This is a genomic window from Pseudomonas sp. HPB0071 (assembly GCF_000478505.2).
GTDB classification, from domain to species: Bacteria; Pseudomonadota; Gammaproteobacteria; order Pseudomonadales; family Pseudomonadaceae; genus Chryseomonas; species Chryseomonas luteola.
In genome coordinates this window covers 2,732,061-2,744,402 of record NZ_KI517367.1, presented here as the reverse complement: position 1 = coordinate 2,744,402, position 12,342 = coordinate 2,732,061, and the positions used below count along the sequence as shown (strand labels likewise).

The 12,342-nt window shown below is 57.7% G+C and carries 12 protein-coding genes; 2 read left to right on the top strand and 10 right to left on the bottom strand.

Annotated features, from left to right (window positions below; translation table 11 throughout):
* Positions 1-59: 59 nt before the first annotated feature.
* Positions 60-1,382, top strand: coding sequence for a bifunctional DedA family/phosphatase PAP2 family protein (locus HMPREF1487_RS12870; protein WP_010797090.1), 1,323 nt, complete (start codon positions 60-62; stop codon positions 1,380-1,382).
* Positions 1,383-1,391: 9 nt separating this feature from the next.
* Here the strand turns inward: HMPREF1487_RS12870 and HMPREF1487_RS12865 are convergent, their stop codons facing one another.
* From HMPREF1487_RS12865 to HMPREF1487_RS12820, 10 genes are all read right to left on the bottom strand, one after another.
* Entirely contained in the window at positions 1,392-1,970 is a 579-nt protein-coding gene (locus HMPREF1487_RS12865; RefSeq protein ID WP_010797089.1) for an LON peptidase substrate-binding domain-containing protein, read from the bottom strand.
* Positions 1,971-2,054: 84 nt separating this feature from the next.
* The gene (locus HMPREF1487_RS12860) at positions 2,055-2,762 is read right to left on the bottom strand and encodes a PqiC family protein (protein ID WP_010797088.1); all 708 of its coding nucleotides are present in this window, start codon (positions 2,760-2,762) and stop codon (positions 2,055-2,057) included.
* Positions 2,763-2,866: 104 nt separating this feature from the next.
* Positions 2,867-5,119 carry a DNA topoisomerase IV subunit A gene (parC, locus tag HMPREF1487_RS12855; protein ID WP_010797087.1) on the bottom strand — a complete coding sequence of 751 codons (2,253 nt, stop codon included), beginning with the start codon at positions 5,117-5,119 and terminating at the stop codon, positions 2,867-2,869.
* Between the two features lie 5 nt (positions 5,120-5,124).
* On the bottom strand, positions 5,125-5,652 hold the full coding sequence (locus tag HMPREF1487_RS12850) for a retropepsin-like aspartic protease family protein (protein ID WP_037030000.1): 528 nt from the start codon (positions 5,650-5,652) through the stop codon (positions 5,125-5,127).
* Positions 5,649-6,620, bottom strand: a complete 972-nt coding sequence (locus HMPREF1487_RS12845; protein WP_371106379.1) for an esterase-like activity of phytase family protein — start codon at positions 6,618-6,620, stop codon at positions 5,649-5,651. The genes HMPREF1487_RS12850 and HMPREF1487_RS12845 overlap by 4 nt, the downstream gene beginning before the upstream one ends.
* A gap of 14 nt (positions 6,621-6,634) precedes the next feature.
* A complete protein-coding gene (gene parE / locus HMPREF1487_RS12840; RefSeq protein WP_010797084.1) occupies positions 6,635-8,533 on the bottom strand; it encodes a DNA topoisomerase IV subunit B in 1,899 nt (632 codons plus the stop codon).
* Between the two features lie 5 nt (positions 8,534-8,538).
* Complete coding sequence (locus HMPREF1487_RS12835; protein WP_010797083.1) at positions 8,539-9,147, bottom strand: YqiA/YcfP family alpha/beta fold hydrolase; 609 nt, start codon at positions 9,145-9,147, stop codon at positions 8,539-8,541.
* 68 nt (positions 9,148-9,215) lie between these two features.
* Entirely contained in the window at positions 9,216-10,031 is an 816-nt protein-coding gene (gene cpdA, locus HMPREF1487_RS12830) for a 3',5'-cyclic-AMP phosphodiesterase (protein ID WP_037029997.1), read from the bottom strand.
* A 280-nt stretch (positions 10,032-10,311) separates the two neighbouring features.
* Positions 10,312-10,767, bottom strand: coding sequence for a DUF1249 domain-containing protein (locus HMPREF1487_RS12825; protein ID WP_010797081.1), 456 nt, complete (start codon positions 10,765-10,767; stop codon positions 10,312-10,314).
* The gene (locus tag HMPREF1487_RS12820; RefSeq protein ID WP_010797080.1) at positions 10,758-11,378 is read right to left on the bottom strand and encodes an NUDIX domain-containing protein; all 621 of its coding nucleotides are present in this window, start codon (positions 11,376-11,378) and stop codon (positions 10,758-10,760) included. The genes HMPREF1487_RS12825 and HMPREF1487_RS12820 overlap by 10 nt, the downstream gene beginning before the upstream one ends.
* A 195-nt stretch (positions 11,379-11,573) precedes the next feature.
* On the opposite strand from HMPREF1487_RS12820, the gene HMPREF1487_RS12815 reads away from it, so the two are divergent.
* Entirely contained in the window at positions 11,574-12,323 is a 750-nt protein-coding gene (locus HMPREF1487_RS12815; protein WP_010797079.1) for an RsiV family protein, read from the top strand.
* Positions 12,324-12,342 lie beyond the last annotated feature (19 nt).

Genomic DNA, 12,342 nt, shown 5'->3' with positions numbered 1-12,342 from the left:
ACCGCTCATCGCCAGATTAGTCGAAAACGCGTTATAGCAAAGGACCTACCCTCTCTCTCATGACAGCCTTTCTTGCCGACCTGAATGCCTGGTTAAGTGCGCATCCCCATTGGTTGGGAGCTGCCGTATTCATCACGGCCTTTCTCGAGTGCCTCGCACTGGCAGGCCTACTGGTGCCTGGCACCTTTGCCCTGTTTGGCATCAGCGTACTGGCAGGCAGCGGTGTGCTGGGTCTTAGCGAGACTCTTATCCTGGGCTACCTGGGTGGTCTGCTGGGGGATGCCGCCTCGTATTATCTGGGCAGACGCTTCCATCAGAATATCCGGAGCCTTCCCGGGCTGCGCACCCATCCAGAATGGATTTCGTCAGCGGAGACCTTTTTCCAGCGCAACGGCATTACCAGCTTGTTGATAGGCCGCTTCATTGGGCCGCTGAGGCCCATGCTGCCCATGATTGCCGGAATGCTGGACATGCCTGTCATCCGCTTTACGGTCGTCAGCCTCATCGCCGCGGCAGGCTGGTCGGTTGTATACCTGCTCCCGGGCTGGATGACCGGTGCGGCCTTTCGCCTTCCTCTGCCGCCTGACTTCTGGCCCCAAGCCGGAATCATAGCCGGCAGTGCAGCCGTTTTGCTTGTATTCATCATGCATGCCACCTTGCGCGAGCGCAGCGGCTCGACCCTCATGATTGCTGTGCTGACCTTTGTGCTTCTGCTTGCCTTGTTACTGGGCTGGCAGCATTTGCGTTCGCTGGATGAAGGCATCATGACCCTCGTTCAGGAGCACCGGCAGCCCTACCTGAACAGTGTTGCGGTCATCATTACCCGCCTGGGCGACTTCCGAACCCAATTGGTTGCGGCAATCATTCTGATCGCGCTGCTGGGAGCGATGCGCCAGTGGCGCGGTATGTTCTTTTCCCTGGGCTCATTGCTGGGAACTGCGGTAGCCAACGGCACACTGAAAAACCTGCTGGCGCGAGCGCGTCCAGACATCCTGGCCGAACCACTGACAACCTATAGTTTGCCTAGCGGACATAGCTCGGCATCGTTTGCCTTCTTCCTGACCCTGGGTATTCTTGTCTCGCGCGGCCAATCCCCGCGAGTGAGACTGACATGGCTAGCCGTAGCCGCCCTGCCCGCTCTCACGATTGCCACAACGCGTGTCTACCTAGGCGTGCATTGGCCCACCGATGTCCTGGCAGGAGCACTGTTGGCGGGCAGTTTCTGCGCCCTGAGTCTGGCTGTCATGCAACGGCAGGCAAGGCTTCAGCCGCTGACGCTTCGCTTCTGGTGGATATTCATTCCAATCATACTCGCGGTCTTCACCTTTGCAGCCGCCTGGGCCTTGCCGGTTGCCATAGAACGCTATATGCCTGCTACGTAATAGCCCACCTCACTCCTGCAGGCTGGACAGCAGTTCATGAAGGCGATCCAGGCGCTCACCTGGATCGTCGAGCGAAAGCAGCTCGTTTTTCTGATCAGGCGTAAAAGGCAGCAGGTATCCTAGCTGGTAACCCAATTCGCGCTGCCCACTGGCCGTCCCATCCAGGTCCAGCGCAGCCACCATAGGATGCTCGGCCAATGCCTGCAACAGGGCCGCCAAGTCATCATGCTGATCGCTCAAAGGGCGCTCGGCCGGCTCGTCCAACCATTCAACCATACCTATAGTCAGCTGATCATCCTGAACTTCGGTATCCAACAGTCGAAACCGCCGTACACCCTCGACCCTGACGCCCAGCAACCCATTGGACTGCTGCTGCCAGTCCCTGACTACCGCTTCACAACCGAAGCCTCCTAGACGGGTTGGTGCAGCACCCACTTCCTCTCCTTCAAGGATAGTCACCACACCAAAACCGATGTTCTGCTTGAGACAGCGACTGATCATGTCGAGGTAGCGAGGCTCGAACAGCTGCAGATCCAAGGGGCAGCCTGGAAAAAGTGTGGTCGACAGGGGAAACAAGGGAAGCTTCATAAGGCATCTCGATCTATCGTCAGGATTGCCTATTGACGCCTTTAAGTCCGCCACGTGCAATGGCGGACCCGAAAAACGTCACATTTAGAAGCGATAAACTTCCGCACCCGTACGAATGGGAATGATCTTGGGAAGCTTTGCAGGTGCCTCAACTTCTTGAGCCACTTGTGTCCTGGACTGCCTGGAAGATGACTTGGCGGCCTTCCTGGAAGCCTGCTCAGCCGCAGTGACCGCACCGGATAGCTGCTTGGCCAGCTGCTGCAACAGAAGGCTCTGGGCTCTGACCTGATCTGCTTCTGTTCCGTTGTGATTCTCCTCAAGGTGAACCATCCGACTGCCCCTGAGCTTTTCATTACTATCCAGCAGATGCCAGCGTGCATCGAGCACAGCAGACTGCTTCGGGCCGGAGTCCAGGCGAGAAATCTCCAGTTCAACCATGATCTCAGGTTTGTACCCTTCGGGGGCATCTCCTATCACGATCCTGTTACTGTTGAGACGCCACGCCATCTGACGGAGCAGTACATGCTGCATATCATCAGTGAGAGAGCCTGCCCAGCGCGCCTTGCTGTCCGATAAGGAACCATCGGGGTGCCGCTGCAGCAGGGTGTCGTGCTGCAGATAATTGGCAATGTTCAGGCTGCGAATTTGCACGGCGGTGCCGGCCCTGGTTTTGGGGACCGAAGCCGTCCCGCTGTCCAGCTGATAATAATGAGCCGGATATAGGCTAGCGCAGCCGCCCAGACCCAAGGTCATGGTAGCTGCAAGCAATGCCATCAAACACGTTCGCTTCATTGAGTACCTACTGTCGAGCCACGTCCTGGCTGAAACCGATTACGTCGGACGAAAACAGACGGCGAATCATCCTAGAATTTTACGCCGTCTTCCAGCCAATCCGATCAAATCTCGACATCCAAGGCATCAACACGCTGGAAACCGCGTGGCAGTTTGTTGCCGCGACGCCCGCGCTCACCTCTGTAATGCTCAAGGTCATCGCCCTTGAGGGACAGGGTCCGCTTGCCTGCCTGCAACACCAGCTGACCACCTGGCGGTACGATGGCAAAGCCCACCATGTACTCCTCACGACTGGCGACCTTATCACCGGGAATCCCAATGATCTTGTTGCCTTTACCCTTGGCCAGCTGAGGCAGATCAGACACATTGAAGACCAGCAGACGCCCTTCAGTCGTAACTGCTGCAAGCAGATCCTGCTCAGCATTGCGAACCACCTTAGGCACCATGACCTGCGCCCCCGCCGGCAAGTTAATCAAGGCCTTGCCCGCCTTGTTCTTGGCCTGCAGATCTTCGCCTTTGACAACGAACCCATATCCTGCATCGGATGCCATGACATACAGCTGCCCGTCATCCGGCAGAAGTACCGTTTCGAACGTAGCGCCCGGCGGCGGCGTAAGACGCCCCGTCAAGGGCTCACCTTGTCCCCGCGCAGAAGGCAGCGAATGTGCAGCCAGTGAATAGCTTCGCCCTGTGGAGTCGATAAAGACGGCAAACTGATTGGATCGCCCTGGCGCCGCGGCCTTGAATCCATCTCCCGCCTTGTAGGAAAGGCCGGTGGCATCGATGTCGTGCCCTTTGGCGCTGCGAACCCATCCCTTTTCAGACAGGACAACCGTTACCGGCTCAGTAGGCATAAGTTCGGTTTCAGACAACGCGCGCGCTTCCGCACGCTCGACAATCGGTGAACGCCGCTCATCGCCATACGCCTCGGCATCCTGGATCAGCTCATCGCGCACCAGCTTGCGTAGCTTCTTGTCGCTGCCCAATAGCCCTTGAAGTCGCTTTTGCTCTTTGAGGAGTTCGTCCTGCTCGCTCTTGATCTTCATTTCCTCCAGGCGCGCCAGCTGACGCAGCCGGGTATCGAGGATGTAGTCAGCCTGGGTCTCGCTCAACCCGAAACGAGCCATCAGCACAGCCTTGGGCTGCTCCTCGGTACGGATGATATGAATCACTTCGTCCAGATTGAGGAAGGCGATCATCAAACCTTCGAGCAGATGCAAGCGGCGCTCGACCTTGTCCAGACGGAACTGCAGGCGACGGCGTACAGTGCCGATACGGTACGTCAGCCACTCACCCAATACCTGCCGAAGGTTCTTGACCTGCGGCTTGCCATCCAACCCGATCACGTTGAGGTTTACGCGATAGCTGGACTCCAGATCGGTTGTGGCAAACAGATGCTGCATCAGCTCGTCGAGGTCGACCCGATTGGAGCGTGGCACCACAACAATACGGGTCGGATTTTCATGGTCGGATTCGTCACGCAGGTCAGCGACCATCGGCAACTTTTTGGCTTGCATCTGGGCAGCGATCTGTTCCAGCACCTTGGCGCCCGACACCTGATGCGGCAGCGCTGTGATGACAACCTCGCCATCTTCCTTGCGGTATACGGCACGCATGCGTACGGAGCCGCGACCTGTCTCGTAAAGCTTCAGAAGATCCGCACGTGGGGTGACGATCTCTGCCTCGGTCGGAAAATCCGGACCTGGTACATGCTCGGTCAACTGAGTAACCGTTGACTGCGGCTCATCCAGCAGACGGATACACGCGGCGGCGACCTCCCGAAGGTTATGGGGAGGAATATCGGTAGCCATCCCTACGGCGATACCGGTCGTGCCGTTGAGCAACAGATTGGGCAGCCGAGCAGGCAATACCGCGGGCTCATCCATGGTGCCGTCGAAATTGGGCACCCAATCCACAGTACCCTGCCCCAGCTCAGTCAGCAGGACTTCGGAATAGCGGGACAGCCGCGCCTCGGTATAACGCATGGCGGCAAACGACTTGGGATCGTCAGGGGCGCCCCAGTTGCCTTGGCCATCAACCAGTGGATACCGGTAGGAGAATGGCTGCGCCATGAGCACCATGGCCTCGTAGCAGGCACTGTCGCCATGCGGATGGTACTTACCCAGCACATCGCCTACGGTACGGGCTGACTTTTTGTGCTTGGCATCGGCGCTCAGGCCAAGCTCGCTCATCGCATAAATGATGCGCCGCTGCACAGGCTTCAAACCGTCGCCGATATGAGGAAGGGCTCGGTCCATGATGACGTACATGGAATAATTCAGGTACGCCTGCTCGGTAAAATCGGCCAGCGAACGGCGTTCTACACCGTCCATACTCAGATCGAGAGAGTCGCTCATGCGGTTTACTCTTGTTTCGTATACTGGCGCAGCAGCAAGGTGCCGCCGCGCTGGGTGAATTCAAGTTGGCGCAGGGCGCTCATACCAAGCAGCACCTGATCACCATCGATATTGGGCGCAACCAGCGCACGTACGTCGTGCAGCACGATATCGCCCAATCGAAGCTCATTGATACGGGTACGCCAGCCTTCGGCCCGACCATTGGCTGTGCTCAACAGAACAGGGCCGCCATGGGGCAGTTTCAGCGTGGCCGCCAGCTCAGCTGACAGGGCAACATCAGTTGCTCCCGTATCGACTACAAAGGTGACGTCCTTGCCATTCAGCGATCCGTTGGCCAGAAAGTGTCCTGCACCATTACCGGCCAGACTAACCTCGATATAGCCATCGCCGTGCTGGGAAACAGGCACCTGATTAGGGTTCTGCCGCTGCAGCTCAAGGCCGCCAAACCAGTGCGCCAAGAGCCATAGCCCTGCCCCCCACGCAAGAAAGAGCATGACGCGTCCGGCACGCTGGCCTGCCGTCTGATGACTCACGGTGCGTCCCAGCCCGCGGCGGGTGCAGCGTAATGCAGAACGTAAGGCCGCTTGTCACCATCCTCGCGCGCCAGATCACCGGTATCCAGGCCAATCCAGGCGCCTCGCTCGTCTATCCATAGCGCCTCGGCCAATCCCCAGTTCTGCCGGTAATGCCGAACAGGGGCCAGCAGTGTTTTAGCGAATGACCAACAGCGTTCGGCAATACCCGACTCAGCGCTACGACGACAGAGTTGATGAGCCGCACGTTCCAGGGTAAAGAGCTTTCCGTGGTAATAGACCATGTCGGAAAAGTCGACAGGTAGCGGGCCGCGTTTACCCAGCGCAGGCGGAATCGGTGTGGTCCCGCCCTCGGCAAACATGACGCAGCTACCATGGCAGACCCACTTATCGCCCTGCTTGAACAGCGTCAGGATTCCGCGGCGCTGCCGCTCTGCTGCCAGCCAGATCTGCTGGCCATCCGGGCTTACAGAGATACCTTCATAAATGGAATTGAAGTGTGTAAGCAGGCCATGACGGTTTGCCTGTGACATCAGGTTCCAAGGCAGCTTCAGCCAGGACTGACCACCCTGCACAGGATCGAGCAATACTGCCGCGTATCCTTCGCTGACCAGATAACGGTTACCCGCCTCATCACAGGTGATGCCCTCAAGATCGATCGTCCCGCCTCGCTTGTACTCTGCAAGGCGGACAAACAGGCGAAGGTTCCAAGGCAGCCCTGCTGAAGGCGGAGGGCCCGCCGAAATCGGATGAGCTTCGGCCTTCCAGATCTCGCCGCTCGAGTCCAGACGATAATATTGGTCATCGTCGCGATCCGATACCGTCCAGAATTCACCCTTGCACAGTGCCAGGCCGGACAGATTGCCGCCTCGCATCCCTTCCACAGGATATTCTGCTTCCAGGCGCAGCTCTTCTGCTGCCCTGGCCTGCTGCAGACCGAGATCTAGCAGTATTAACAGAGTCCACAGGCGCCAATGCTTACTCAAACAAGCACCTCAGCCAGGTTCCCCTTGCTCTCCAGCCAGCTCTTACGATCCCCAGAGCGTTTTTTTGCCAACAGCATATCCATGATTTCGAGCGTCCCAGGGGTGTCCTCGAGGGTAAGCTGCACCAGCCGTCGCGTATTGGGATCCATCGTGGTCTCACGCAACTGAAGCGGGTTCATCTCACCCAGCCCCTTGAATCGGGTCACCTGTGGCTTGCCACGCTTCTTCTCGGCCGCAAGGCGATCAAGGATACCGTCTCGCTCGGCCTCATCCAGCGCATAGTAGACCTCCTTACCCAGGTCAATCCGATACAGGGGAGGCATGGCGACATAGACATGCCCGGCCTCCACCAACGGTCGGAAGTGGCGCACAAACAGGGCACACAGCAGCGTGGCGATATGCAGACCGTCAGAGTCGGCATCCGCCAGGATGCAGATTTTACCGTACCGTAGCTGGGAAAGGTCCGCAGCACCGGGGTCCACGCCAATCGCAACCGCGATGTCATGAACCTCCTGGCTACCCAGAACCTCACCACCGTCGACTTCCCAAGTGTTCAGGATCTTGCCGCGCAACGGCATGATCGCCTGAAACTCCTTATTGCGAGCCTGCTTGGCGCTACCGCCTGCCGAGTCCCCCTCAACCAGGAACAGCTCACAGCGCAGCGGCTCCTGACCTACGCAGTCCGCGAGCTTACCGGGCAGTGCGGGGCCTTGAGTGATCTTCTTACGCTCAACCTTCTTGCCAGCCTTCAGGCGACGCCCGGCATTATTGATGGCCAGTTCTGCCACTTGCAGGCCCAGCTCTGGGTTGGCATTAAGCCAAAGGCTGAAGGCATCCTTAACGACGCCCGAGACGAACGCCGAAGCCTCACGCGAGGAGAGACGCTCCTTGGTCTGACCAGAGAACTGAGGCTCCTGCATCTTCATCGACAGGACGAAGGCGATGCGCTCCCAGATATCCTCGGGCGCAAGCTTGAGACCACGCGGCAAAAGATTGCGAAACTCGCAGAACTCACGAATGGCGTCGAGCAGCCCCTGACGCAGACCATTGACGTGCGTTCCACCCTGGGCAGTAGGGATTAGGTTGACGTAGCTTTCCTGAACCGACTCACCGCCTTCAGGCAACCACAAGAGCGCCCAGTCGACGGCTTCCTTGTCTGACGCCAGGCTGCCGAAGAACGGAGCCTCCGGCAGGCGTAAGGCGTCACCTACCGCATCAACCAGATAGGAGCGTAGGCCATCTTCATAATGCCACTCGATACGCTCACCGCTGGCCTTGTCCTCGAAACTGACCGCAAGGCCAGGGCAGAGAACGGCCTTTGCCTTGAGAATATGCTTCAACCGGCTGACAGAAAACTTTGGCGAGTCGAAGTATTTGGGGTCAGGCCAGAAATGAACGCTGGTGCCGGTGTTGCGCTTGCCGACACTGCCCACTACGGCCAGCTCACTCGCCTTGAAGCCATCGGCAAATGCCATGGCATACTCGCTGCCATCACGCTTGACCTTGATCTCGACACGGGTGGACAGCGCATTCACTACAGAAATACCCACCCCGTGCAAGCCACCGGAGAATTGGTAGTTCTTGTTGGAAAACTTACCGCCGGCGTGCAGCTTGGTCAGGATCAATTCGACGCCTGAAACGCCTTCTTCCGGATGGATGTCGACCGGCATACCACGGCCGTCATCGAGCACTTCCAGGGAGTTATCCTCATGAAGGATGACCTGCACACTACGGGCATGACCGGCCAGCGCCTCGTCGACACTGTTGTCGATCACTTCCTGCGCCAGGTGATTGGGACGAGTCGTGTCGGTGTACATGCCCGGGCGCTTGCGCACCGGATCCAGTCCGGACAGGACCTCGATAGCTTCTGCGGTATAGGCGTTTTGCTGGGCCATAATCTCTATTTGAAAGTCGAAAAATCGATGCCATGCCACAAGACAGGCGAGAAACCGGCAAAGGACAATAGCGAAGGCAGCTTTTCAGCGAAGTTCTGGAAACCATGGTCTCCACCCGCTTCGATGCGCAATGCACATCCCTGATAAAGCGCCTGGGCGTCGCGATAGTCGAGCGTCTCGTCAGCCGTCTGCAGCCACACCTGGTAGCGGGAAGGATCCTGAGGCGCGCCCACATCGAGCGCCGCCAGCGCGTCAACGTGAGCGTCCGTCAATACCCACTCCTCACCGCTGTAATAGTTTTTCTGCGGCCCCCGATAAGCATCGATCAAACGCCAGGGGCGCACTGCCGGATTAACCAGTAGAGCCTTCAGGCCATAACGCTCGGCAAGAACGGTGGCATAGTAGCCGCCTAATGAACTGCCGACCAGTAAAGGCTGGCCCAAAGCAGCCAGAGATGTCTCAAGCTGAGACATGGCAATAACAGGGTCATAATGAAGATCAGGCGCGCGAACGCACCCCTGCAGGCCGAGCCGCTGCATGCAGGCATGGAGCTGGCGGGCTTTGAGGGAAGCCGATGAGCTATTGAAGCCGTGGATATACAGTACAGAAGGCACTGGTTAATCCTGTATAAATAACCAGTACTATATTAACCTTTTTTTGGCTGCTCTTGAAGGCCTATCGGTTAATAACCACTGCCCTGGAAATCCACATTGAAATCCACACCTTCTACCCGCGAGATGCCGGTTTCAATCGTACCGTCCGGTAATAGCCTGAGCCAGCGGTAGCCTGGGGCTTGCATGCCCACTTTGAAATCAACGCTGTTCGGCTCGAACTGCAGCCCTGTTGACGGTGATGCCAACAGGCGTACGCCGTTACGTATCTGATCGAATTCCTGATGGATATGGCCCCAGAGAATGACGCGCACCTGCGAATACCGATCCAGCACTTCAAAAAGCGCCTCAGGATTGAGAACCCCTAACGGCTCCATCCACTGGCAGCCCACCTGAACAGGGTGGTGATGGAAAGACACCAGCACGTGTCGATCCGGTGCTTCGCTCAGTGCCTTTTCGAGCAGCTCGAGCTGCTCCTGGTCGAACCGCCCGGGCACGGCACCATTAATGGTCGAATCCAGCATGATCAGCCGCCACTGCCCCATATCGAGCACGGGGTCCATGAGGTCTGTTCCGGCACAGAAGGTCTGCATCACCTTGACCTTGTCATGGTTGCCCGGCAACCAGCGGGCAGGCGCATCAAGGCAAGCCGTAAGCTCCTTGAAGGACTGGTAGGCCTCGGGCGTACTTTCCTGTGCCAGGTCTCCGCTGGCCAATATCAGGTCTATCGTCGGCTGCTCGGCTCGTACGCGCTCTACAACCTGTTCCAGGCTATAGCGGGTATCCAACCCCAACAGGCGCCCCTCGGGAGAGGAAAACAGGTGACTATCGGTAAGCTGGACCACAAGCGGTGCAGCGAGGAAATCTGGCGACGTAGCCAAAGCCATCTCCTTGAATCGCGGCGTCTACAACAAATCAAAGTGTAGAGAGTGCATGTAAGCGCACCTAACAGATGGTGCACAGTTCACACTTGTAACCGATGAACTGTATGCCGACCCCTGTTTAACAAGCTATTACATCACGCAGCGACAAAAGGTCGTTTTATGGCAGCAGGCGACGGTGGCAGCATCAAATCAAATGCTAGCACAAAGCCATTATTTGCGTATCGATCCGTGGCTGGGAGTTTCTATGGCGGCGAGACACGCGCGCCGGAGGACAAAGCGGTAATCAGCGTTGCAGGACAGGTTCGGACTCGTGTCCGCATGCCATGCAGTGGCTCAACCATTCGCCTAGAAACAAATTCAGCTGCGTCTTTTCGTCAGGATGGTTCATCAGCTCGTTCGGATACGGATAGATTGCCTGTAGCCGGCGGGTCGGCCCCGCGCTGATGACCTCTGCCATGCGTGCATCATGGTACACACGCACTTCAAGCCTGGGCACAGGCAACCAGGGAAGCCCAAGCTCCTGGCTGACCTGCAGTGTTGTTGTATATGGACACGCCTCGGTCACTTCCAAGGCCAGTATGCCCAACAGCTTTTCTCCCTGCGAAAGCGCCACACGACGGGAAATCAGTGCCTCGCGCATCTTGGGAAGAAGCTGCATCAGTCGCAGATAGTTGGACTCGCACGTGGCCTGCAGCCCCGGCAAGTCAACTCGGTAGCGATCCCGCCCTTTCAAACCCATAAACCACGTACCTCGGCGCGATTGAGCGCCAGCCATTGCAAGGCAATCATTGCCGCTGCGTTATTGATTTTTCCATTCTTGACGGCGTCCAGCGCATCCTCGAAAGGCATGACGTGAACACGAATATCTTCCCCTTCTTCAGGCAAGCCGTGCACACCGCCAGCCTCGTCGCTGTCCACACGGGCCAGGAAGAGATGCACCAGCTCGTCACTGCCACCTGGAGAGGGGAAGTAAGTGGAGATGGGCCATAGCGATTGCAAGGCCAGACCAGCCTCTTCTTGCGCTTCGCGATGAGCGACCTCTTCGGGCACCTCATGGCTCTTGTCGATCAGCCCGGCTATCGGCTCAAGCAGCCACGGATTATCACTTTTATCGATGGCCCCAACCCTGAACTGCTCTACCAGCACTACCTTATCCCGCTTGGGATCGTAGGGCAGTACGCAGACCGCATCGTGCCGAACAAAAAGCTCCCGATCCAACCGGCGACCCATTTCGCCGGAAAACAACCGATGCCGTAAATATAGACGGTCTACGCGATAAAACCCTTTGAAACACTCTTCGCGGCGCTCAATTTCGAAGTCGCCTGGGGCTGACTTTACGTTTTCGCTCATCTAAGCCTCTCCGGACTTCAGTCGTGACAATCGCGCCATCCTAGCGTGACCGCTTGAAGGATGCAGCCCCTTGGCAGTACCGCCCGGAAGACAGGAAGATATGCGGATGACTGAACGGTTTGATGCCGAACTCATTGCACCGGATGCACTCGAAGCACATCCTGAGCACAGCCCCTCTACCTACCAAGGAGCCCCATGCGACTGTCCAAACTACTCGTTATCGCCAGCGCGGCCGTTTTATTGAGTGCCTGCCAAAGCTTTTTCAAGCCTGACCTGAACGAACCGCTCAAGCCCAAGCGTGTGGCGTGGGAGCACCGTCCGGCGGGCTGCGCCAATGCTGACTGCCCCTTCGTCAATGTCGATACGCTGAAGTTCGACGATGAACACCTTAATGCGATCATCGAGCAAGCCTTGCTTGAGGAAACCCGACCGGAACCGGGAGCCCCGGTAGCACAGTCGCTGGACGCTTACGAGCAGGACTTCCTGCGCAATGCGCAGCCGCGCTGGAGCAGTTACCTGCAGGCCAACATACGCGAGCAGCATGACGGGCTGGTGATTGTCGAGCTGTCATCCTATCTGGACACAGGCGGTGCCCACGGCCAGCCGGGCCGCAGCATCATCAATTATGATCGTCAGCAAAAGAAAGTCCTGAGGCTTCAGGACATCCTGGTGCCAGGACAGGAACAGGCTTTCTGGGATGTAGCCAAAACCGCCCACCAGGCATGGCTGATAGCCAACGGACTCAAGGACGACGGTGCCTTCGAGAAAGAATGGCCCTTCGTCAAGACATCCAACATTGCACTGGATTTCGGTGCCGTCACGCTGAAGTATGATGTCACCAGCATTGCGCCCTACTCCATGGGCCATCCGCTTATCAAGATTCCCTATCCCAAGCTGAACGGCATCGTGCGCCCTGAATACTTTCCAGGCCGCCGCGCGCTGTAAGCCTGCTAGCCTGGCGATG

What these genes read in the sequence shown, in the direction of transcription:
- HMPREF1487_RS12870 (WP_010797090.1), top strand. Translation starts at nt 60, where the DNA reads ATGACAGCCTTTCTTGCCGACCTGAATGCCTGGTTAAGTGCGCATCCC.
- HMPREF1487_RS12865 (WP_010797089.1), bottom strand. Translation starts at nt 1,970, where the DNA reads ATGAAGCTTCCCTTGTTTCCCCTGTCGACCACACTTTTTCCAGGCTGC.
- HMPREF1487_RS12860 (WP_010797088.1), bottom strand. Translation starts at nt 2,762, where the DNA reads ATGAAGCGAACGTGTTTGATGGCATTGCTTGCAGCTACCATGACCTTG.
- parC (WP_010797087.1), bottom strand. Translation starts at nt 5,119, where the DNA reads ATGAGCGACTCTCTCGATCTGAGTATGGACGGTGTAGAACGCCGTTCG.
- parE (WP_010797084.1), bottom strand. Translation starts at nt 8,533, where the DNA reads ATGGCCCAGCAAAACGCCTATACCGCAGAAGCTATCGAGGTCCTGTCC.
- cpdA (WP_037029997.1), bottom strand. Translation starts at nt 10,031, where the DNA reads ATGGCTTTGGCTACGTCGCCAGATTTCCTCGCTGCACCGCTTGTGGTC.
- HMPREF1487_RS12825 (WP_010797081.1), bottom strand. Translation starts at nt 10,767, where the DNA reads ATGGGTTTGAAAGGGCGGGATCGCTACCGAGTTGACTTGCCGGGGCTG.
- HMPREF1487_RS12820 (WP_010797080.1), bottom strand. Translation starts at nt 11,378, where the DNA reads ATGAGCGAAAACGTAAAGTCAGCCCCAGGCGACTTCGAAATTGAGCGC.
- HMPREF1487_RS12815 (WP_010797079.1), top strand. Translation starts at nt 11,574, where the DNA reads ATGCGACTGTCCAAACTACTCGTTATCGCCAGCGCGGCCGTTTTATTG.